20 protein-coding genes are annotated in these 22,054 nt (G+C 69.9%); 7 read left to right on the forward strand and 13 right to left on the reverse strand.

All coding sequences use genetic code 11. From position 1 onward, the window contains the following. Window positions 1-15: 15 nt before the first annotated feature. Window positions 16-759 (reverse strand): TIGR03936 family radical SAM-associated protein, encoded by a 744-nt coding sequence (locus UG56_RS14135; protein ID WP_371264388.1) that lies wholly within the window; start codon window positions 757-759, stop codon window positions 16-18. A gap of 88 nt (window positions 760-847) precedes the next feature. On the opposite strand from UG56_RS14135, the gene UG56_RS14140 reads away from it, so the two are divergent. The 3 genes from UG56_RS14140 (at window position 848) to UG56_RS14150 (ending at window position 3,107) form a co-directional block, all read left to right on the forward strand. Next, complete coding sequence (locus tag UG56_RS14140) at window positions 848-1,840, forward strand: endonuclease/exonuclease/phosphatase family protein (protein WP_143055035.1); 993 nt, start codon at window positions 848-850, stop codon at window positions 1,838-1,840. A gap of 42 nt (window positions 1,841-1,882) precedes the next feature. Continuing rightward, window positions 1,883-2,617, forward strand: a complete 735-nt coding sequence (locus tag UG56_RS14145; RefSeq protein WP_084101049.1) for a DUF4190 domain-containing protein — start codon at window positions 1,883-1,885, stop codon at window positions 2,615-2,617. Window positions 2,618-2,684: 67 nt separating this feature from the next. Next, window positions 2,685-3,107: a GNAT family N-acetyltransferase gene (locus tag UG56_RS14150; protein ID WP_045549674.1), complete on the forward strand. Its 423-nt coding sequence runs from the start codon at window positions 2,685-2,687 to the stop codon at window positions 3,105-3,107. Here UG56_RS14150 and UG56_RS14155 read toward each other — a convergent pair. After that, window positions 3,068-3,562, reverse strand: a complete 495-nt coding sequence (locus UG56_RS14155; RefSeq protein ID WP_045549673.1) for a GNAT family N-acetyltransferase — start codon at window positions 3,560-3,562, stop codon at window positions 3,068-3,070. The genes UG56_RS14150 and UG56_RS14155 overlap by 40 nt on opposite strands. Before the next feature lie 55 nt (window positions 3,563-3,617). Between UG56_RS14155 and UG56_RS14160 the strand changes: the two genes are divergently transcribed. Further along, the gene (locus UG56_RS14160; RefSeq protein WP_045549672.1) at window positions 3,618-4,001 is read left to right on the forward strand and encodes a RidA family protein; all 384 of its coding nucleotides are present in this window, start codon (window positions 3,618-3,620) and stop codon (window positions 3,999-4,001) included. 263 nt (window positions 4,002-4,264) lie between these two features. Here the strand turns inward: UG56_RS14160 and UG56_RS14165 are convergent, their stop codons facing one another. Continuing rightward, a complete protein-coding gene (locus UG56_RS14165) occupies window positions 4,265-6,235 on the reverse strand; it encodes a TIGR03960 family B12-binding radical SAM protein (RefSeq protein WP_045549678.1) in 1,971 nt (656 codons plus the stop codon). A 97-nt stretch (window positions 6,236-6,332) separates the two neighbouring features. Between UG56_RS14165 and UG56_RS14170 the strand changes: the two genes are divergently transcribed. After that, window positions 6,333-7,004, forward strand: coding sequence for a class I SAM-dependent methyltransferase (locus UG56_RS14170; RefSeq protein ID WP_045549671.1), 672 nt, complete (start codon window positions 6,333-6,335; stop codon window positions 7,002-7,004). A gap of 69 nt (window positions 7,005-7,073) precedes the next feature. On the opposite strand, the gene UG56_RS14175 is transcribed toward UG56_RS14170, so the two are convergent. From UG56_RS14175 to ndk, 8 genes are all read right to left on the reverse strand, one after another. Continuing rightward, window positions 7,074-8,279, reverse strand: coding sequence for a S8 family peptidase (locus tag UG56_RS14175; protein ID WP_045549670.1), 1,206 nt, complete (start codon window positions 8,277-8,279; stop codon window positions 7,074-7,076). A gap of 293 nt (window positions 8,280-8,572) precedes the next feature. Continuing rightward, window positions 8,573-10,273 (reverse strand): S8 family peptidase, encoded by a 1,701-nt coding sequence (locus UG56_RS28830; protein WP_071327077.1) that lies wholly within the window; start codon window positions 10,271-10,273, stop codon window positions 8,573-8,575. A 93-nt stretch (window positions 10,274-10,366) separates the two neighbouring features. After that, window positions 10,367-11,590: a rod shape-determining protein RodA gene (rodA, locus tag UG56_RS14185; RefSeq protein ID WP_045549669.1), complete on the reverse strand. Its 1,224-nt coding sequence runs from the start codon at window positions 11,588-11,590 to the stop codon at window positions 10,367-10,369. A gap of 9 nt (window positions 11,591-11,599) precedes the next feature. Further along, the gene (gene mrdA, locus UG56_RS14190) at window positions 11,600-13,687 is read right to left on the reverse strand and encodes a penicillin-binding protein 2 (protein WP_045549668.1); all 2,088 of its coding nucleotides are present in this window, start codon (window positions 13,685-13,687) and stop codon (window positions 11,600-11,602) included. 1 nt (window position 13,688) lies between these two features. After that, window positions 13,689-14,231, reverse strand: a complete 543-nt coding sequence (gene mreD, locus UG56_RS14195) for a rod shape-determining protein MreD (RefSeq protein WP_052693753.1) — start codon at window positions 14,229-14,231, stop codon at window positions 13,689-13,691. After that, window positions 14,228-15,181, reverse strand: coding sequence for a rod shape-determining protein MreC (mreC, locus tag UG56_RS14200; protein WP_256206635.1), 954 nt, complete (start codon window positions 15,179-15,181; stop codon window positions 14,228-14,230). Before mreC ends, mreD begins: the two co-directional genes overlap by 4 nt. A gap of 73 nt (window positions 15,182-15,254) precedes the next feature. Further along, complete coding sequence (locus tag UG56_RS14205) at window positions 15,255-16,280, reverse strand: rod shape-determining protein (RefSeq protein WP_008358540.1); 1,026 nt, start codon at window positions 16,278-16,280, stop codon at window positions 15,255-15,257. A gap of 333 nt (window positions 16,281-16,613) precedes the next feature. Next, the gene (ndk, locus tag UG56_RS14210) at window positions 16,614-17,018 is read right to left on the reverse strand and encodes a nucleoside-diphosphate kinase (RefSeq protein WP_045549664.1); all 405 of its coding nucleotides are present in this window, start codon (window positions 17,016-17,018) and stop codon (window positions 16,614-16,616) included. A 112-nt stretch (window positions 17,019-17,130) separates the two neighbouring features. Here ndk and UG56_RS14215 point away from each other — a divergent pair, with 112 nt between their 5' ends. Continuing rightward, on the forward strand, window positions 17,131-19,560 hold the full coding sequence (locus UG56_RS14215) for a Tex family protein (protein ID WP_305728736.1): 2,430 nt from the start codon (window positions 17,131-17,133) through the stop codon (window positions 19,558-19,560). A gap of 82 nt (window positions 19,561-19,642) precedes the next feature. Here the strand turns inward: UG56_RS14215 and UG56_RS14220 are convergent, their stop codons facing one another. Next, window positions 19,643-20,341: a pyridoxamine 5'-phosphate oxidase family protein gene (locus UG56_RS14220; RefSeq protein WP_045551878.1), complete on the reverse strand. Its 699-nt coding sequence runs from the start codon at window positions 20,339-20,341 to the stop codon at window positions 19,643-19,645. A 73-nt stretch (window positions 20,342-20,414) separates the two neighbouring features. Here UG56_RS14220 and pdxR point away from each other — a divergent pair, with 73 nt between their 5' ends. After that, window positions 20,415-21,785, forward strand: coding sequence for a MocR-like pyridoxine biosynthesis transcription factor PdxR (gene pdxR / locus UG56_RS14225; RefSeq protein WP_045551879.1), 1,371 nt, complete (start codon window positions 20,415-20,417; stop codon window positions 21,783-21,785). Here pdxR and UG56_RS14230 read toward each other — a convergent pair. Next, on the reverse strand, window positions 21,782-22,048 hold the full coding sequence (locus UG56_RS14230; RefSeq protein ID WP_143055036.1) for a competence protein CoiA family protein: 267 nt from the start codon (window positions 22,046-22,048) through the stop codon (window positions 21,782-21,784). The genes pdxR and UG56_RS14230 overlap by 4 nt on opposite strands. Window positions 22,049-22,054 lie beyond the last annotated feature (6 nt).

The following is a 22,054-nucleotide window of genomic DNA, read 5'->3' on the forward strand; positions in this document are numbered from 1 at the left end:
CTCATCGACGGCACGCTAGTGGAGCGGGTCGCCGATCGTGCCGGACTCCTCGTCGAAGGTGCCCTGGGTGAGGCGGGTCAGCAGCGGCAGCCCGCCGTGCTCCGGGCCGACCTTCAGACCGCCGATGCGCTCCAGACCGGTGACGACGTCGTCGGGACGTACGGTCGGGGTGCCGTGCTTGAGCAGGAGCTCCAGCCGCGAGCCGCCCTCCCCGCGAGGCGCCGAGGCGAGGCGTACGACCGCGCTCCTGGCATCGAACTCGCGCATCCCCTTCTTGGTCATCCGCTCCACGATGACCTCCTCGGCGGCGAGGAACGCCGCGACCGCCGCGGCGGCCTCCTCGGGGGCCGTCGGAAGGTCGATGATCCACTCGCTGCCGGTGAGCAGGTCGGCCAGCGCACCCTTGGGCGAGGTGGCGGTGTCGACGACGTCGAGCAGGTCGAGACCGTCGGGCATGACCTCGTCGAGGGCACCCTTGGTGGCGACCGGGTCGACGACCTCACGCAGGGCCAGCTCGACGTACTCGGCCTCGCTCGCCGCCCCGGTCGGGGCCGCGCCGGCGTAGGAGATCCGCGGGTGGGGGTTGAAGCCCGAGGAGTAGGCGACCGGGATCCGGGCCCGCGCCACTGCGCGCTCGAAGGCGCGGCTGAAGTCGCGGTGGCTGGTGAACCGGAGCCGGCCGCGCTTGGCGTAGCGGATGCGGAGACGCTGGACCGGCGGGGCCTGCTGTTCGGGCTGTTGACGCACGGAGTCGATTATGTCGGTCCTGCGGCGTGATGACCCATCCGGCGAAGGGGAGGCGAACGGTTTGTAACGGTTTGCCCGTCAAAAATGGGAGACTCGCGCGGTGAGTCGCCACAGAAGCAGGAATTTCTCGGTACGCCTCAAGGAGCTGTTGCCGATCCTCGCGGTGGTCCTCACCGTCGGCGTCATCGCCGCCCTGACCGTCCTCGCGCCCCGGCTGAACGACTCCAGACAGGCCTCCGCGGAGACCTCCTCCTCGCCGAGCGCGGACCCGCTCGACGCCTCTGCGTCGGCGAGCCCGTCGGCGTCGTCGGGGCCGCTGCCGAAGTTCACGACGCTCGAGGCGCCGCCGGCGATCGACAAGGCCCCGAAGAAGCCGAAGATCGACCCCTGCGCGGTCCCGCGCAACCTGACCGTGATGACCTTCAACATCAAGGGCGGCCGGGTCTCCCCCGGTGAGCTCGGCGGGATCGCCGGAGTGATCCGCTCGTCCGGCGCCGACGTCGTACTCCTCCAGGAGGTCGACCGGAACCGCCGCCGCTCGGGCAACGTCGACCAGCCCGCGATCATCGCCTCCCACCTGGGGATGCAGTCGGTCTTCGGTGCCAACGACTACATCACCGACCGCGGCGGCTACGGCAACGCGATCCTGTCTCGCTTCCCCATCGCCGAGTCCGGCAACACCCACCTGCCCAACAGCGACGGCAAGGAGCAGCGCGGCGTACTGAGGGCGAACATCATCGTCCAGGGCCAGCGTCTGGTCGTCTTCAACACCCACCTCGACCACACCTCCGACTCGCTCCGCCAGGCCCAGATCGGCGCGGTGATGGCCAAGGTGAACGCCTACGACGGCGCCAAGATCCTCGGCGGCGACCTGAACTCGGGTGACGGCTCGGGCGTGCTGAGCACCGCCCTGTCCTCGCTGACCGACGCCGGCGCCTCCCTCGGGCCCAGCCATGACGGCGGCGGCCGCGTCGACTACCTGCTCCCCAACTCCTGGCTCGAGGCCGGCGACGGCCGGGTCACCCCCACCAGCTTGTCGGACCACCACGCGGTGAGCATCGACTTCTCCATGCGCGGCGCAGAGGACTGCTGATTTCCCGGACGCGGACTCACCGGGCGTGGGAACATCCCGGCCATGTCCAACGCCGCGCCGCCCCCGGCGCATGAGCTGAACCCCCACGACAATGTGACCTCACGCGATCCGTTGCCTTCGTCCAACGAGCGCCCCTCCCAGGCGATGGCGGTCGCCGCGCTTGTGCTGTGCTGCATCTTCTTCAACCCCATCGCCGTCATCATCGGCATCGGCCTCGCGATCGCGGTGTTGTTCCGGTCGAAGCCTCGACGCAACCGCGGAGTCAGGAAGGCGATCACTGCGATCGTGGTCGGCAGCTGCGGTCTCGTTCTCATTTCCAGTCTTGTCGCCTGGCTCTGGTCGTTCACCTATGGCACCAACATCGAACGCGACAAGAACGGGGCCGTGACATCGAGTGGGATCACAGTGCCGGAGCTCCTGCGAGTTGGGGACTGCTTCGAGGACGACAACGAACCGGGCGAACCGTTCATCCTCTACACGATCGACGTCGTGCCATGCTCCGAGCCACATCGATGGGAGGCCTACCACAGATTCCTTCTCCCGGACGGACCGTGGCCAGGAGACAACGAGGTCGCGTGGCTCTCGGACCCGGGGTGTCGTACCGCTTTTCACGAATTCATCGGCGAACGTGAGGGCCCGAGCGATCTGCGAATGGAGTTCTACCTGCCCTACGAGGCGTCCTGGCGGTCAGGTGACCGCCTTGTCGTGTGCTACGTGGGGACCGGGTCACCGACGACCGACTCGCTTCGCGGCTCTGCCTTGCGGGAAGCCCCTTAAGTCTTAGAAAGAGATATGCGACAGTCTCCGCGTCGCTCTACCGGTCACGCATGAGAAACTCCCGGGCGTGTTCGAACTCCGACCTGCCACTGCCGCTGACGTCGACGCTCTGATCGCCCTGTGGGAGGTGGCCGCGGAGAACGACGCGCGGCCGACGGACTCGGTGGCGAAGGTCGAGGCGCTGATCGCCCGCGACCCCGACGCCTGCACGGTCGCGGTCACGCCCGAGGGTCGGCTCGTCGGCTCGCTGATCTCCGGCTGGGACGGCTGGCGCGCCCACCTCTACCGGCTGGCGGTCCACCCCGACGTACGCCGCCAGGGGCTCGCCCGGCGCCTCCTGACCCATGCCGAGGAGCGCCTGGTGGCGCTCGGGGCGAGCCGGATCGACGCGATGGTCCTGGAGGGCAACGACCTGGGTCAGTCGCTGTGGAAGAGCTCGGGCTACGAGTCTCAGTCGGAGTGGCGCCGCTGGGTCCGCCCGGTCGGCTGAGGCCGGACCATCAGGTCGTACGCCTCCCGGAACCCACCCCGCTCGTAGAACGGGATCGACCGGTCGCTGGGGCTCAGCACGACGCGTACGAATCCCTCGTCGTCGGCGTGGTCGGTGAGCGCGGTCAGCATCGCGGTGCCGAGGCCGCTGTTGCGGTGCTCGCGCCGGACGTAGAAGTTGGCCAGATAGCCCCACCGCGACGACCGTTCCTGACCCGGCTTCGGCATCCGGGTGAAGACCAGCATGTTGACCATGCCGGCGGCCTCGCCGTCGACGTACCCGAGCCAGGTCACCCGCTGCTCGTGCTCCTTGAGCATCCACTCGTCGAAGCGCTCCTCGAACCCCGAATCGTCGATCGGACCCTCCGTGATCTCCTCGACCCAGGCGCGGCGAAGGCTTGCCAGGAGGGGCGTGTCCGCCGGTCCTGCTGGTCGTACGTCGAAGGTGTCGCTCACGGACCCAACCTAGTAATCGTTCGCGCGGCACGGCGGTCGGGTCTACCTTCGGCGCGTGGAGTTCGTGACCCCGGAAGACCTTCCCGCGCCGGCCGGCTACAGCCACGCGGTGATCACCGACCCCGGTGCCCGGCTCGTGGTGACCTCCGGCCAGGTCGGCATCGCCGCCGACGGCACCGTGGCCGAGGGCTGGGAGGCGCAGACCCGGCAGACCTTCGTCAACCTCGGCATCGCGCTGGCCGCCGCAGGCTCGACCTGGGCGGAGGTGGTGAAGCTGACCTACTTCGTGGTCGCCACCGACGAGCTTCCGATGATCCGGTCGGTGCGCGACGAGTTCGTCGACGTCAAGCACCCGCCGGCCAGCTCGTTGGTCCAGGTCGCCGGCCTCTTCCGACCCGACGTACTCATCGAGATCGAGGCGACCGCCGCGATCCGCTGAAGCGCCCGCGGAGCGATTCCCTGCTCATACCCGGCCCGGCATGACACCATCTGCCCGTGACCGGCATGTCCCTCTCAGCCGACGATCCGTACGCCGTTGCCTGCCGGGCGGTCACCGACCAGCCCATCACCGGCACGATGCGGCCTGACGATGGCTGATCGTCGAACGCCGGTGTCAGAACCCCGCACTTGCGGGGTTCTGACACCGGAACTGCTGTAGGCCCTCGTCATTTCCCCGCAGTTGTGGGGTTCTGCCGATCGACCTCAGACGACGCTCAGTGGGAGCAGCTTCTGACCCGTGGGGCCGATCTGGATCTCGGTGTTCATCTCCGGGCAGACGCCACAGTCGTAGCAGGGGGTCCAGCGGCAGTCCTCGACCTCGATGTCCTCGCCGTCGGCGGCGGCGAGGGCGTCCTCCCAGTCGGCCCAGAGCCAGTCCTTATCGAGACCGGAGTCGAGGTGGTCCCAGGGGAGGATCTCGTCGTACTCACGCTCGCGGGTGGTGTACCAGTCGAGGTCGACGCCGGTGCCTTCCAGACCCGCCTCCGCGGCGGCGACCCAGCGGTCGTAGGAGAAGTGCTCGCTCCAGCCGTCGAAGCGGCCGCCGTCTCGCCAGACCTGCTCGATGATCGCGCCGACGCGGCGGTCGCCGCGGGACAGCAGGCCCTCGACGATGCCGGGCTTGCCGTCGTGGTAGCGGAACCCGATGGCGCGGCCGAACTTCTTGTCGGAGCGGACCACGTCGCGCAGCTTCTGGAGGCGCTCGTCGGTGGTCTCGTGGTCGAGCTGGGAGGCCCACTGGAAGGGGGTGTGGGGCTTGGGTACGAAGCCACCGATCGAGACGGTGCAGCGGATGTCGTTGCGGCCCGAGACCTCGCGGCCCTTCGCGATCACCTTCTTCGCCAGCTCGGCGATCTGCAGGACGTCCTCGTCGGTCTCGGTCGGCAGGCCGCACATGAAGTAGAGCTTCACCTGGCGCCAGCCGTGGGAGTACGCGGCACCGACGGTGCGGATCAGGTCCTCCTCGGTCACCATCTTGTTGATGACCTTCCGCATCCGCTCGGAGCCGCCCTCGGGGGCGAAGGTCAGGCCGGAGCGACGACCGTTGCGGGAGAACTCGTTGGCCAGGGTGATGTTGAAGGCGTCGACGCGGGTCGAGGGCAGCGAGAGCGAGACGTTGGTGCCCTCGTAGCGGTCGGCCAGGCCGGTCGCGACGTCACCGATCTCGGTGTGGTCGGCGCTCGACAGCGAGAGCAGGCCGACCTCCTCGAAGCCGGACTTCCGGATGCCGTTCTCGACCATGTCACCGATGGTGGTGATGGAGCGCTCGCGCACCGGGCGGGTGATCATCCCGGCCTGGCAGAAGCGGCAGCCGCGGGTGCAGCCGCGGAAGATCTCCACCGAGAACCGCTCGTGGACGGTCTCGGCCAAGGGCACCAGGGGGTTGCGCGGGTAGGGCCAGGCGTCGAGGTCCATCAGGGTGTGCTTGCGCACCCGCCACGGGATGTCGGGACGGTTGGGGACGACGGCCTCGATCTGGCCGTCGGCGGCGTAGTTGACGTCGTAGAACTTCGGCACGTAGACGGCCCCGGAGACGGCCAGCCGGCGCAGCAGCTCGTCGCGGCCGCCGGGGCGACCGTCCTGCTTCCACTCGCGCACGACCTCGGAGATCTTGAGCACGACCTCCTCGCCGTCACCGAGCACGGCGGCGTCGAGGAAGTCGGCGATCGGCTCGGGGTTGAACGCGGCGTGGCCGCCGGCGAGCACCACCGGGTCGTCGTCGCCACGGTCGACCGCGTGCAGCGGGATGCCGGCGAGGTCGAGGGCGTTGAGCATGTTGGTGTAGCCGAGCTCGGTCGAGAAGCTGAGCCCGAAGACGTCGAACGCCTTCACCGGACGGTGGGCGTCGACGGTGAACTGCGGGATCGGACCCTGCTCGTCGCCCTCCCGCATGATCTTCTCCAGGTCGGGCCAGACCGCGTAGGTGCGCTCGGCCGCGATCCAGTCACGCTCGTTGAGCACCTCGTAGAGGATCTGGACACCCTGGTTGGGCAGGCCGACCTCGTAGGCGTCGGGGTACATCAGCGCCCACCGCACCTCGACCTCGTCCCACTTCTTGACGGTGGAGTTGAGCTCCCCACCGACGTACTGGATCGGCTTGGACACCAGCGCCAGGCGCGGCTCCAGCCGAGGGAAGACGGACTCAGGAACGAGGTCGCTCTGGGCGACGGTCACGATGGGCACCTCAAAGCTCGGGAACGATCAACCCCAAGCGTACGCCGAGCCGCGACTCCCCGACCAAACCTCGCGCCGTGGCGGCACAATGCCGGGCATGGCACTGCGTACGTGGGCGAAGGAGTTCGCGGGAGGGACCGTGTCGACGGCCATGGCCAGGCTCAACGCCCGGCATCCGTGGAGCCACAACGACCACTTCCACAGCTGGATCCTGGCGAACCTGCCGCAGCGGCGCCACGCGGCCCTGGACGTCGGCTGCGGCCGCGGTGATCTCGTGACCGCGCTGTCGCCGCGGTTCACGGCGGTCCACGGGAACGATCGCGACGAGGAGATGCGGCGACACGCCACCGCCCGCTGCGCCGGGCTGCCCAACGTCACCATCGACGGCGACCCCTGGACCGAGACCGACGGGAGGTTCGACCTGGTCACGATGATCGCCGTCCTGCACCATCTCGACGTCGCCGGCGCGCTGGCGCAGGTGCACAGGCTCCTCGAGCCGGGCGGACGGTTCCTGGCGGTCGGGCTCGCTCCTCCGCGGAGCGCCGCGGACCACCTGTGGGATCTCGCCTCCATCATGACCAACCCGGTGATCGGCTACGTCAAGCATCCGTGGCCCTCGGCCGAGACCCCGGCCCCGCCGTTCCCCGTCAAGGACCCGACCATGCCCCTCGACGACCTGCGCGAGATCGTCCTCGACGTCATGCCCGGCGCCACGATCCGGCGCCGCCTGGGCTTCCGGCACACCATCGCCTGGACCAAACCGGACTAGCGGGGTGGAAATGGTCGTGGGGGCCGCCCCTCCCGGACGGCCCCCACGACCTCAGTTCAGAGCCTCAGCTCAGAACACCGTGCTGAGCAGCAGGTTCGGCGAACCGGTGCCCGGGTTGGTGACCACGTCCGGGGTGGCGGCGCCGGTCAGGCCCTCGGCGACCTCGGCCGGGGTGGCCGAGGGGTTCGCCTCGAGGTAGAGCGCGGCAGCGCCGGTGACGTGAGGGGTCGCCATCGACGTACCGGAGATGGTGTTGGTCGAGCCGTCGTTCCAGGCCGAAGTGATGTCGACGCCCGGAGCGAAGATGTCGAGGCACTCACCGGTGTTGGAGAAGTCCGCGGCGGTGTCGGTGTCGTCGGTGGCACCGACGGTGATCGCCTCCGGAACGGCAGCCGGCGAGGAACCGCAGGCGTCGGAGCTCTCGTTGCCAGCCGCGACGGCGTAGGTCACGCCGTCGGCGATCGAGGCCTGGACGGCCGCGTCGAGCGCGGCGTCGTTGCCGCCACCGAGCGACATGTTGGCCACGGCCGGGCCGTCGGTGTGGTTCTCGGTGACCCACTCGATGCCGGCGACGACACCCTCGGTGGTGCCGGAGCCCTGGTCGTCGAGGACACGGACCGGAACGATCGTGGCCTCCTTGGCCAGACCGTAGGTGGTGCCGGCGACGGTGCCGGCGACGTGGGTGCCGTGGCCGTTGCCGTCGGTCGGGTCGGAGTCGCCGTCGACGGCGTCGAAGCCCTCACCGATCCGGCCGCTGAACTCGGAGTGGTCGGTCGCGACACCGGTGTCGATGATGTAGGCGGTCACGCCCGCACCGGTCTGGTCGTAGTGGTAGTTCTTGTCGAGCGGCAGCGCGGCCTGGTCGACGCGGTCGAGGCCCCAGGTCGGGTCGGCCTGGTCACCCTGGGTGGTGTAGCGGTGGTTGGCCTGCACGTAGGCGACGTCCGGGTTGTTGCGGACCTCGGCGAGCGCGTCCTTGTCGAGCGTGGCGGAGAAGCCGTTGAACGCCGTGTTGTAGACCTCCCGTACGTCGCCACCGGCGTCACGGGCGTCGCTGCGCACCGACTTGGCCTCGGACGCTGCCATGTCGCTGCCGCCCTGCTTCTTCATCACGACGATGTACTGACCCTCGATCGCGGTCGAGGCGTCCGCCCCGCGCAGCGGTGCCGGACCGTCCGCGGCGCCCGCCGGGACGGTGAAGGCGATCGCCGATGCTGCTGCTCCGACAGCAACGGCAGAGATGACTGCCGGCGCCTTGATGGCACGGTTCTTCATGGTTCGGTTCACGAACTGACTCCCGTCATCGTGCGGCCCTGTAGGACCGCTGCGAACGCCCTGCGCCCTCCCTGTGGCCGCAGCCCGAAGCGTTCGGCCAACCACGTAATCACGTTACGTCGGGCACGTAACGACCCAACTCTTCGCATTGCAGCAACGTGCACGCAACGAAGGTGAACACCTATAAACAGACCATAAACAAGGCAGGAAAATTGCCCTGACACCACCACGCCGGGCCGCCCGCATTACGCGAGCGACCCGGCGTGGTCAGGCCGTCAGATCAAGCGACCGGATCAGGCGATGGAGGTGTCGTCGATCAGGAAGCTGGTCCCGAGCGAGGAGTCCTCGGTGCCGGTGAACGTCAGCGTGACCGTGCTGCCTGCGTACGAACCCAGCGAGAACGACTTCAACGCATAGGAGGAGCTCGCATTGAGGTTCGAGTACGTCGCCAGGGTGGTCGAGCCGATCTTGACGGTCAGCTTGTCGTAGGCCGTCGAGGTGGTCGTCTCGTTGGTGATCACCCGCAGGTAGAACGACAGCGTCTTGCCGGTCGTGGGCAGGGTGACCGACTGCGAGAGCGTGTCGGTGTGGGTCGAGCCGTAGCCGTTCAGCCACGCCTTGTAGGAACCCGTACGCGCCGGGGCGCTGCTCGAGTTGTCGATGACGCCCGAGGAGGCGCTCCAACCGGTCGCGCCCGATTCGAAGCCCGGGTTGACCAGCAGGTTCCCGGTGGTCGGCGGGTCGGTCGGCGTGGTGCCGCCGCCCTCGAGCGAGTAGAGCAGGCGGTTGGGCGAGCCGGTGCCCGGCGAGGTGACGACACCGGTCGTGGCGTTGGAGGTGATCCACGACTGGACCGTCGCCGGCGTGGCCGAGGTGTGGGCCGCCAGGTAGAGGGCCGCGGCGCCCGCGACGTGCGGGGTCGCCATCGACGTACCGGAGATGGTGTTGGTCGCCGTCGTCGAGGTGTACCACGAGGAGGTGATGCTCGAGCCCGGGGCGAAGACGTCCACGACCGAGCCGTAGTTGGAGAACGACGAGCGCGCGTCGGAGCTGGTGGTCGAGCCCACGGTGATCGCGTTGGCGACCCGCGCCGGCGAGTAGTTGGACGCGTTGGCGTTGTCGTTGCCGGCCGCGACGGCGTACGTCACCCCGTCGGCGATCGAGCTGTTCACCGCCGCGTCGAGCGAGGACGAGGCCCCGCCACCCAGCGACATGTTGGCGACCGCCGGACCCGAGGTGTGGTTGGAGGTGACCCAGTTGATGCCCGCGATGACACCGGAGTCGGTGCCGGACCCCTGGGCGTCGAGGACACGGACCGGCACCAGGGTGACGCCCTTGGCCACACCGTAGGTCGAGCCGCCGACGGTGCCGGCGACGTGGGTGCCGTGACCGTTCTCGTCGGTCGTGGAGGACCCGACGGAGTAGTAGCCCGAGGCGACCCGCCCGCTGAACTGGGTGTGGGTCGAGAGGATGCCGGTGTCGATGATGTAGGCGGTGACGCCCGACCCGGTCTGGTCGTAGTGGTAGGAGTTGCTCAGCGGCAGGTTGCGCTGGTCGATCCGGTCGATGCCCCAGGTCGGGTTGGACTGGTCACCGGTCGCCTTGACGACCCCGTCGGCCTCGACGTAGTCGACGGCCGGGTCGCTGCGCACCTCGGCCAGGGCGGCGTCCGACAGCGTCGCCGCGAAGCCGTTGATCGCCGCGTCGTAGGTGAACTTCACCTTGCCGCCGGCATCCTCGGCCTTGCTGCGGACGGCGGCGTTGTCGCTCTTCGCCGAGGCGCGGAAGCCGTTGCCGGCCTTGGCCTGATCCTTCATCACGACGATGTACTGACCATCGATGGCGTTCGCCTTCTCGGCACCGATCAGCGGTGCCGGAGTGTCGGCCGCGCCGGCGGGGCCGGACAGCGCCAGGATGGTGGTGGCAGCGCCGACGGCTGTGGCGGTCGCTGCGACCAGCGCGCCGAGGCGCTGGGTTCTGTGGGGTCGGTTCACGATTACTGCTCCCGTCGTCAAGCAGCCTCTGGTTGAGGGCCGCAAGGGGTCACAGATGCCCTGTGGGGCAACCGGGAGGGAACGTAATCGAGTTTACTGACGATGAAACGCGACATCTTTTCGCACTGCAGCAACCTGCAGGCGGTCGCGCGAGCGGAGGTCCTGGAGTGGTCCGGACCGGTCCAGACCGGTGCGCCGCGACCGGGCCGAGATACCGAGCAGGAGACCCACCGCCAGCAGCGCCGCGATCATCGAGGAACCACCGTAGGAGAGCAACGGTAGCGGCACCCCGGTGACGGGCATGATGCCCAGGCACATGCCGATGTTCTGGAAGCTCTGGATGCCGAGCCAGCACACGATGCCGGCCGCGGCGACCCTCCCGAAGAGGTCGTCGGTGCGCGCCGCGATCCGCAGTCCGCGCCACAGCACGACGCCGATCAGGCCGATCACGAGCAACGAGCCGACCAGCCCGAGCTCCTCCCCCACGACCGTGAAGATGAAGTCGGTGTGCTGCTCGGGGACGAAGCCCGCGCGGGCCTGCGATCCCTGGAACAGCCCCTGGCCGAAGATGCCGCCGTCACCGATCGCGATCCGGGCCTGCTGGACGTTGTAGCCGGCACCGCGAGGGTCCAGCGACGGATCGGTGAACGCCATGAACCGGTGGATCTGGTATTCCTTCAGCACCCCGGTCGCGACCACCGTCGTGGCGCCCGCCAGACCGGTCAGCGCCAGCAGCGCCAGCCAGCGCCGTGGTGTCCCCGCGGCCGCGAGCACGCAGAAGACCGTCACGCCGAGCACCAGCGTGGTGCCGAGGTCGGGCTGGAGCAGGACGAGCACGATCGGCACCGCCGCGACCAGGATCATCGCGACCACGTCGCCCAGCGACACCCGGGCCTGCCAGCGGCCCTCGCTGCGCTCGGCGAGGACCAGTGCCATCGCGATGACCACGGCGAGCTTCGCCAGCTCCGAGGGCTGGACCTGCACCGGCCCGAGGGTCACCCACGACTTCGACCCGTTGATCGTCGAGCCCATCACGAGCACCAGCACCAGGCCGACGATCGCGCCGAGGTAGACCACCGGTGTCAGCATCCGCACCCAGCGGTGGTTGGTCGCGACCACGCCCACCATCAGCACCAGCCCGACGGCCACGTTGATGATCTGTTTGCGCAGGTAGGCGGTGGTGTCGCCGCCGGTGAGCGCGTCCCGGTGGACGGTCGCCGACCAGACGAACAGCACCGACAGCGACACCAGGACCAGGACCGCGCCGAGGAGGACCAGGTCGATGCGGCGTACGAAGGCCATCACGTCGTTCTTCATGCCTGCACCTCAGTCCTTCGGAGCGACGATCGAGCCGTCGGCACCGAACGCCGGCAGGTTCCTCGGCGGGTCGATGCCCTTGATCGCGGCCTTGGCGGGCCGGACCTCGGCACCGCCCTCCTCGATCCCGTAGAGCGACTCCCACAGCTTGCGTACGGCATCACCCACCGCGCCCGAGCCGGTGCCGCCCTGGGAGATCGTCATGATGACGACGTACTTCTTGTTGTACGTCGCGACCCAGCCGGTCGTCTGCTTGCCGGTGACCTCGGCGGTGCCGGTCTTGCCGCGCACCTTCACCTCGTCGAGCGGGAACCCGCCGAACTTCCAGGCCAGGGTGCCGGAGCGCGGGGTGCCGAGGAGCGCCTCGTTGACGTAGTCGATGCTCTTGGCCGACATCTTGACCTTGCCGGCCACCTTCGGCTCGATCTTCTCGACCACGGTGCCGTCGCCGCTGACGACCGCCTTGCCGACCCGGGGCTCGTAGAGGGTGCCGCCGTTGGCCAGCGAGGCGTAGGCGCGGGCGAGCTGGATCGGGGTGACCATCGTGTCGCCCTGGCCGATCGAGAAGTTCACCGCGTCACCGGTGCGGTAGTAGTTGCCCTCCACGCAGAACTCGTGGGCGAACAGCTGCAGGAACGGGGTCGGCGCGTTCTTCTTCTCGTCCATGCGGCAGTAGTAGCCCTTCATGGCCTCGTAGTACTCGGCCTTCCATTTCCGGTCCGCGATCCGGCCCGCCGACTCCCCCGGCAGGTCGATGCCGGTGCGCTTGCCGAACCCGAACGCCTTCGCGGTCTCGACCAGCGGGTCCTTGGCCTTGATGTCGGCCGGGTTGGAGCCGTACTTCTGCCAGTAGTTCACCGCGATCCGGTAGAAGAACGTGTCGCAGGAGAGCTCGAGCGCCTGGGCGAAGGTGATGTTGCCGTAGGCGGCCGACTCGTAGTTCTTGAACCAGCGGTTGCCGACCTGGAGGCCGCTGGAGCAGTCGAGCAGGGTGTCGCGGCTGTAGCCGTTGTTGAGCGCGCCGACGGTCATGAACGGCTTCCAGGTCGACCCGGGTGCGAACTGGCCCTGCGTCGCCCGCGGCAGCAGCGGGTAGCCCGCCTTCTCGGAGTAGAGCCGGTCGAGCTGCTTCTGGGTGATCCCGCCGACCCACTCCTCCGGGTCGTACGTCGGCTGGCTGGCCATCGCGACCAGCCGGCCGGTCTGGGCCTCCATGACCACGACCGAGCCGGAGTCGGCCTCGTAGTTGCGGCCGGTGATCTTGTCGAAGGTGCCGCGAGCGGTCTCGATGGACTCGGCCAGCAGCTTCTCGGCGCGCCCCTGCACCTTGGCGTCGATGCTGGTCACCAGCGTGTCACCGGGCTGGGAGGCGACCGAGTCGCCGCGGCCGATCTCGCGGCCGACCGAGTCGACGGTGACCGTGTCGTAGCCGGGCATCCCGCGCAGCCACTGGTCGTACTCCTTCTCGACGCCGGAGCGACCCACCATCGAGGTGTTGTTGAGCGACTCGTCGCCGCGTTCCTTGGCATTGTCGTTCTCGTCCTCGGTGATCGGGGAGAGATAGCCGAGCACCCCGGCGGCGTTGATCCCGTAGGGCCTCGGGTAGGAGCGCAGCGTCTGCTTCTCCGCGACCACGCCGGGGAAGTCCTCGGGCTGCTCGAGGATGCGCAGCGCGGTCGACTCGGAGACGTCGGTGGCGATCGGCACCGGCTGATAGCGCGTGCCGGACCAGTTGGCGATCGCCTCGTTCTGCTTCTTCGGGGACACGTCGACGGCCTTGGCGACGCGCTTCATCAGCGTCGCCTTGTCCGCGTCGTCGAGCCCGTCGAGCACGCCCTGGTCGAGGCTGACCACCCAGGCCGAGCGGTTGGTGACCAGCGGCCGGCCCTGGGCGTCGACGATGATCCCGCGCACCGGCTGGCGCACGATCTCGCGCTTGGACTGCGAGGCCGCGGCCGCCTGGTAGGCGTCGCCGTGGCGCACCTGCAGGTAGAAGAGCCTGACCCCGAGCGTGGCCAGCAGCGAGAAGACGAGCGCCTGGATCACGATCAGCCGCAGCCGGCTGACCTGTGCCGTGGAGAGTCGACTCGGCGCCATCTCAGAGGTCTCCCCTGCCGAGCAGCCACAGCATCGCCGGGATCAGCAACGGGGCCAGCAGCAGGTCGTAGCCGACGCTGATCGCGACGGTCGGCAGCAGCGTCAGCGGCGCCTCGCCGAGGATCAGGCCGCTGACCACGAAGATGCTGACCCCGATGAACGAGCAGGCGGCCACGGTGACCATCACGGTCAGTGCGTTGGGGCGACCCTGACCGCCCTGGGCGATGCTGCCCTCGCGTACGCGGCCGGCGACGTAGCCGACGATCAGCAGCGCCAGCGCCCACCGGCCGGCGGTGTGGTCGGCGGGAGGCGCGAGATCGAGGAGTACGCCGGCGGCGAAGCCGGTCACCAGCGCGGCCTGTCCGCCGCGGGTGAGCGCGACCGCAAGGACGACCAGTAGCGCCAGGTCGGGAGTGATGCCGCGGATCGCGAAGGCCGGCGCCACGCTCAACTGGAGGACGACGGCGATGATGACCAGCAGGCCGACCAGCACGTGGCGCAGCAGCGGCCCGGTGCTGTTGGCCCGGGTCTCCATCTGACTCATCGAAGCTCCCCTTCCGGCGTGACCACGGCGCGGTCGCTCATCGTGTCGCCCGGCACCACCACACCGACGACGTCGAGCGAGCCGAAGTCGACGTACGGCTTGATCCGCACCGTGCGCGAGGAGTCGCGCACGCTCGCGAAGGTGTCGGTGACCTCGCCGATCGGCAGCCCCGAGACGTACGGAGCGGCCCGGCCGTCACCCCAGGTGATGACCGTGTCGCCCTTGAGCGGGGCGGCGGTCTGGTCGACGAGGTCGAGGGAGAGCAGACCGGCGTCGGAGCGGCCGGCGACCACGCCGGAGCCGCGGACCATGCCGACCTGGCCCGACTTCTTGCCGCTGCGGTCCTCGCCGCCGACGCGGCCGCCGACGACCGAGGCGGCGTCGACGATCAACAGGACGGTGGCGCTGGTCTTGGTGACCCGCAGGACCCGGCCGACCAGGCCGTCGCCGGTGATCACCGACATGTCCGACCTGATCCCGGCGGCGCTGCCGGCGTCGATGGTGACGGTGCGGTTGAAGGTCTGGGCGGGGCCGTAGGCGGTGACCCGCGCCGGCACCAGCGCATAGCCGAGGTCCTCGGCGGCGCGGGTGATCGACTCGTACTCGGCGAGCTTGGACCGACCATAGTCGGTGACCTCGACCTGGCGGCGCAGCGTGGCGTTCTCGGCCTCGAGCTTCGCGACCCGCTCGCGGAGCTCGTCACGGCTGTCGAACCACTCCGGGATCCCGGTGAACGGGCGGGCCACCATCGCCGCGCCGGTCTCCAGCGGGGAGAGCACCTCGCCGACCGCGGTGCGAGCCGGCTCCAGGGCGGGGGTCTGGTCGAGGGTGGCCAGGGTGGCACAGCACAGGATGAGCGCGATCAGCCAGGAGCCCTTCGGGCCACCGCCATCGGCGTTGGTCTCGAGGCTGCCGCGGCGGTTGAGCCTCTCCCGCGGCGTACGGACCATGGGTTTAGGGCCTTTGCGCTGTTCCAGCCCTTTGCGCAGACGTTCGCTGGGGCGGGGGCTCAGCAACGACACGTCACCATCTCCTGTTCTCGTTCACCAGGACGGGGCGGAGCACGTCGTAGTCCTCGACACAGCGCCCGGCGCCCATCGCGACCGAGGTCAGCGGGGACTCCGCGACGTGGACGGGCATGCCGGTCTCATGACGAAGCCGCTCGTCGAGGCCGCGGAGGAGGGCACCGCCGCCGGTCAGCACGATGCCGCGGTCCATGATGTCGCCGGCCAGCTCGGGCGGGGTCTGGTCGAGGGTGGAGCGGACCGCGTCGAAGATGTCGTGCAGCGGCTCCTCGATCGCCTTGCGCACCTCGGCGCTCGAGACGGTCACGGTGCGCGGCAGGCCGCTGACCAGGTCTCGTCCCCTGATCTCGGCCTCGGGCTCGTTGGGCAGCGGCCAGACCGAGCCGAGGGTCATCTTGACCTCCTCGGCGGTGCGCTCGCCCAGGAGCAGCGCGTGCTCCTTCTTCAGCCAGGTCATGATCGCGTTGTCGAGCTGGTGGCCGGCGGTGCGGATCGACTGGCTGGTCACGATGCCGCCGAGGCTGATCACCGCGACCTCGGTGGTGCCGCCGCCGATGTCGACGACCATGTTGCCGGTCGGCATGTGCACCGGGAGCCCGGCGCCGATCGCGGCCGCCATCGGCTCCTCGATGATGTTCACCATCCGGGCGCCGGACTGGTAGCCGGCCTCCTTCACCGCGCGGATCTCGACCGCGGTGATCCCGGACGGGACGCAGATGACCATCCGCGGTTTGGCGAAGTAGCGACGGCGGTGGACCTGCTGGATGAAGTAGCGGAGCATCTGCTCGGTGGCCTCGAAGTCGGCGATCACGCCGTCCTTGAGCGGTCGCAGCGCGACGATGTCGTCGGGCGTACGTCCCAGCATCTTCTTGGCCTCATGGCCGACGGCGACCATCTCGCCGGTGTTCTTGTTGAGCGCGACCACACTTGGCTCATCGACAAGGACGCCCTTGCCACGGACGTAGACGAGTGTGTTTGCGGTGCCGAGGTCCACCGCCATGTCACGTCCAATGATGCTCGCCATACGTCCTCGCGTTCCCGGGGCGCCGCGTCGGGGATCCGTTGCAGGATGCGGGCCCTGCCGACGAGGCTACGAAGGTGCGAGCCCCAATCCCAAGAGGCTCGCCGAAACCGCAACGATACGGGGTGTGTCCGAGGCAAGTGACCGCGGGATGCCCGTGTCCGCAGGCTGTTGCGGAACGGCTCTCGGAGGCCTGGGAAAGTCGTCTCGGCAACCATGGCGGAACGGCCCCGCGACGTCGTGTTCTGCTGTTCTCGAGGGGCCGATCGCCCGCTGATCCGAAATGAGAGATCGCGCCGGTAGGAGCTACCGGCGCGATCTCCGAAGGTCGGGTGCTTACGCGCCGAACCAGAGCTTGATCTCACGGTCGGCCGACTCGGGCGAGTCGGAGCCGTGGACGAGGTTCTCGCGGTTGGAGAGGGAGTAGTCGCCGCGGATCGTGCCGGGCGCGGCCTTGCGGCCGTCGGTGGCGCCGTTGAGCGCACGCACGACCTCGATCGCCTCGTCGCCCTCGAGGACGGCGGCGACGAGCGGGCCGGAGGTGACGAAGTCGCGCAGCGGCGGGTACCACGGCTGCTCGACGTGCTCGGCGTAGTGCTCGTCGGCCATGCCCGCGTCGATGGTGCGGTGCTCCAGTTTCACGATCGAGAGGCCCTTGGCCTCGTAGCGGGACAGGATCTCCCCCACCAGGCCCCGGCGGACGGCGTCGGGCTTCAGGATCACGAACGTGCGCTGCGTCATGGGGCCGAGCGTATCGGGGCGGGCCGGTCCGGGCACGTTCGGGCCCATGGAGGCCGGGGCTTCTCGGCCTGGGCTGAAACCATGTCGGTGGCATGCGGCAGGATGGCGCCCCGTGACAACAACTCCACCAGCTCCGACGCTCGCAGACTCGATGGCCGCCATCCCGGCCCGCATCGCCGAAGATCTCGGGGTGCGCCCCGCGCAGGTGACGGCCGCGGTCGCCCTGCTCGACGAGGGCTCGACGGTGCCGTTCATCGCGCGTTACCGCAAGGAGGTGACCGGCGGCCTCGACGACGCCCAGCTGCGTACGCTGGAGGAGCGGCTCGGCTACCTGCGCGACCTGGAGGAGCGGCGCGCCGCCGTGATCGCCGAGATCGCGAAGCAGGACAAGCTCACCCCCGAGCTGCAGGCCTCGATCCTCGCCGCCGACACCAAGGCGCGGCTGGAGGACATCTACCTGCCGTTCAAGCCGAAGCGGCGTACGAAGGCGATGATCGCCCGCGAGAACGGGCTCGAGCCGCTGGCCGACGGGCTCCTGGCCGACCCGACCCTGGACCCCGCCGTCGAGGCGGAGAAGTACCTCGGGGAGCAGGTCGCCGACGCCAAGGCCGCGCTCGACGGCGCCCGCGCGATCCTGGTCGAGCGGTTCGGTGAGGACGCCGACCTGATCGGCACGCTGCGCGAGCGGATGTGGAAGCAGGGCCGCCTGGTGACCCGCGTGCGCGAAGGCCGCGAGAACGACCCCGCGGCGGCGAAGTTCTCCGACTACTTCGAGTTCTCCGAGGCGTACGCGTCACTGCCGTCGCACCGCACTCTGGCCGTCCTGCGCGCGGAGAAGGAGGAGGTGCTCGACGTCACCCTGTCGCCCTACGCCGAGGAGCCCGAGCCGGGCGAGGTGACCGACTACGAACGCTCGATCGCCGCCCGTTTCGGGATCGTCGACTCCGGCCGCCCGGCGGACAAGTGGCTGGCCGAGACGGTGCGGTGGGCGTGGCGTACGCGGATTCTCTTCCGCCTCGAGCTCGACATGCGCACCCGGATCCGTACGGCCGCCGAGGAGGCCGCGATCGCGGTCTTCGCCGACAACCTGCGTGATCTGCTGCTGGCCGCGCCGGCCGGCACGCGGGCGACCATGGGCCTCGACCCGGGCATCCGGACGGGTGTGAAGGTGGCTGTCGTTGACGCCACCGGGAAGGTGGTCGACACCTCGACGGTCTACCCGCACGAGCCGCGACGCGACTGGGACGGTGCGCTGGCGACCCTGGCGAAGCTCGCGAAGAAGCACTCGGTCGACCTGATCGCAATCGGCAACGGCACCGCCTCCCGCGAGACCGACAAGCTCGCCGCCGACCTGCTGAAGCTGCTCCCGGACCTGAAGATGACCAAGGTGATGGTCTCCGAGGCGGGCGCCTCGGTCTACTCCGCCTCGGCCTACGCCTCCTCCGAGCTCCCGGATCTGGACGTGTCGCTCCGCGGCGCGGTCTCGATCGCCCGCCGCCTCCAGGACCCGCTGGCCGAGCTGGTCAAGATCGAGCCGAAGTCGATCGGGGTCGGGCAGTACCAGCACGACCTGCCCGAATACAGCCTCTCCAAGTCGCTGGACGCGGTCGTCGAGGACTGTGTGAACGGCGTCGGCGTCGACCTCAACACCGCCTCGGCTCCCCTGCTGCGCCGGGTCTCGGGGATCACCGAGTCGCTCGCCTCGGCGATCGTCGCGCACCGCGACGCCAACGGCCCGTTCCGCACCCGCCGGGAGCTCACCAAGGTCGCCCGGCTCGGCCCCAAGGCGTTCGAGCAGGCGGCAGGGTTCCTCCGGATCCGTGGCGGCGACGACCCGCTCGACCTCTCCGGCGTGCACCCGGAGTCCTACCCGGTGGTCAACCGGATCCTGGAGTCGACCTCGACCGACATCGGGTCGCTGATCGGCAACACCTCGGTGCTGAAGTCGTTGAAGGCGTCCTCGTTCGTCGACGAGACCTTCGGTCTGCCGACGGTCACCGACATCCTCGCCGAGCTCGAGAAGCCCGGCCGCGACCCGCGGCCGGAGTTCCGCACGGCGACGTTCTCGGAGTCCGTGCACGTGATCGCCGACCTGCGTCCCGGCATGGTTCTTGAGGGCACGGTCACCAACGTGGCCGCCTTCGGTGCCTTCGTCGACATCGGCGTCCACCAGGACGGTCTCGTCCACATCTCCGCGATGTCGGACACGTTCGTCGAGGACCCGCGCGACGTCGTCCGCTCCGGCGACGTCGTGCGCGTCAAGGTCCTCGAGGTCGACGAGGCCCGCAAGCGGATCTCGCTCACGCTCCGGCTCAACGACGACGCGCCCGCCGGCGCACCCGCGAAGGGCGAGTCCGGCGATCGCTCGGGCCGTCCCGGTGGTGGCCAGCGTGGCCAAGGCAAGGGCGGCCAGGGCAAGGGCGGGCCGCGGGGCGGCTCGAAGGGTGGCGGCAACCGCGGCGGCCAGGGCGGCGGCCGCGGCTCGTCCGCTCCGGCCAACAGCGCCATGGCCGACGCGCTGCGGCGCGCGGGGCTCAGCTGATTCGCCGTATGTTCACCGAGGTGACTCGGCGAAGTGCCGCCTCCTTCGTGGAACTCCACGAAGGAGGCGGGCACTGACCGAGTTACCTCGGTGAACGTTCCGCGAGCCCGGCGGCCCGACGTACGACATCCTCCGGGACCGCCGCGGTCGAGTCCTCGGCGGTGACCGGGGCACCGGCGACGCGGTGGATCGGGATCACGCCGGCCCAGGTCGCGGACTCGATGTCGGCGGGGTCGTCGACGGGCCCCTCGGCGCGCTCCTTCATCGACGCCTCGACCAGCGGGAGGGCGAGGACAGCGGTTGCGGCGAGCTCCTTGCGGGTCGCCGGCCGCAGGGTCGCCCAGCGACCGGGGATCATCTGGTCGACGACCAGCGCGAGGGCGTGCTCGCGCTCCTCCGGGTCCTCGACCAGCCGCGCGCGGCCGATGACGACGGCCGAGCGGTAGTTCATCGAGTGGTGGAACCCGCTGCGCGCGGCGACCAGGCCGTCGAGCTCGGTGATCGTCACGCACACGTCGCGCTCCAGCGCCCGCCCGAGCCAGCCCGCGGCGACCGACCCGTGCAGGTAGAGCGAGCCGCCCGCGTCCGGGCCGTCGAGATCGAAGCCGTACGCCGTGGGCAGGACGACCGGGTGGGCGTCCTCGCCCGACCCGACAGTGACGCCCAGGTGGGCGAGGAGCGCGTCTCCGAGGAAGGCGTGGAGGCGCTCGCGGTCGGGTACGGCGCGATTCTTCCCGCGGCTGACCTGAGTGCGTGGAGTGGGTGACAACGTCGTGCTCATGGCACCATCCTGAGAGCGAAGTGGCCAGCATGCACGGGCCAATTCACCCCAATTCCGACAGGCCATTCGATCGATGCTCCCCGTGACTCTCGACCGCGGCTCCAGCGAGCCCCTGCCCGCCCAGCTCGCCGGGCAGGTTCGCTCCCTGGTGCTGTCGGGCACCCTCGGGACCGGCGACCGGCTGCCCTCGAGCCGCGCGCTGGCGGCGGATCTCGGCGTATCCCGAGCCGTGACCGAGCAGGCCTATGACCAGCTCACCGCCGAGGGCTGGCTCGAGGCGCGACGCGGGTCCGGGACGTACGTCACCACGACCCGGCCGACGGGCGTGACGCCTCGGCCGACGGGGGTGACCTCTCGGCCGACGGACGTGACCTCTCGGCCGACGGACGCGACGCCTCGGCCGACGCGGGTGACGGCTCGCCTGGACACCGGCACGCCGTTCTTCGACCCGCGGCTGGAGCCGGGGTGGCGGCGGGCGTGGCGGGAGGTCTCGGCGGCCGCTCCCCCGCGCGGCTACGACGACCCGCGCGGGCTGGTGGAGCTACGTGAGGCGCTCGCGGCACGGCTCGGACGCACTCGCGGCCTCGACCTCCATCCGGACGAGATCATCGTGACCGCGGGCACCACCGACGGGCTCCGGGCGCTCCTGCCCGAGCTGCGCCCCGGGCCGGTGGCGGTGGAGGATCCGGGTTACCGCGCGGCCGCCGAGACGGTGCTCACCTACGGACGCGAGGTCATCGACCTGCCCGCGGTGGAGACGGTGCGCGACCTGAGGCGGGCGGTCGCTGCGTACGTCACTCCGGCGCACCAGCACCCCCTGGGACGGGTCATGCCGGCGACCGACCGGCTGAGCCTCCTGGAGGCCGCGCGGCGGGCCGACGCGGTGGTGATCGAGGACGACTACGACTCGGAGTTCCGCTACGACGTCGCGCCGGTGCCCGCGATGGCGACGCTGGACCGCGGCCGGGTGGTCTATCTCGGCACCGCGGCGAAGTCGGTGGTGCCGACGCTGCGCCTGGGCTGGCTGGTCGCTCCGCCCGACCTGCACGAGCTGATCCTGCGCCGCCGCACCATCACCCACGCCGGTGCCGCCTGGCCCTCCCAGCGCGCGCTGCTCACCCTGCTCCGCGACGGCTGGCTGGACAAGGCCGTACGCTCCGCCCGCCGTGTCTACGCCGAGCGCGCCCCGAAGGTGGCCGAGGCGATGGCGCCGTATGCGACGCTCGCCGGCCCGCTGGCGGGCATGTACTCCACCTGGCTTCTCCCCGAGCGAGACGCACGACGCGCTCGCGACGCTGCCCGAGCGGCCGGGTTCGAGATCAACCTGCTCTCGACGTACGCCCGCAGCAGCGGCCTGACCGGCCTGGTGATCGGCTTCGGCGGTGTCACCGACGCAGAGCTCGACCAGGCGCTCACCGCGCTCACCGGCGCGCTGGACCGCTAACGCCCGGGGGCGTCGTCCTCGATCAGGTCGAAGAGGTTCTCCAGGCTGTCCGGGTCGTCCTCGCCACCACCGACGGTCCACCCCGAGCTGGTACGCCGCAGCTGCGCCCCCACGAGCCGGCACGACTCCCCGGCCTTGTGTGCGTAGTGCGCCGTCCGCGTCCGCGGCCGGCGCAGCACGAGCGCGTTGCCGCAGGCCGGGCACAGCGCCCAGTCGGTCGGCGTCTCGTCGGTCGCCATCTGCAGCTCGTCAGGCTCGTCCACGCCGGT

Source organism: Nocardioides luteus, assembly GCF_000960475.2.
In the GTDB taxonomy this organism is placed as follows: Bacteria; Actinomycetota; Actinomycetes; order Propionibacteriales; family Nocardioidaceae; genus Nocardioides; species Nocardioides luteus_A.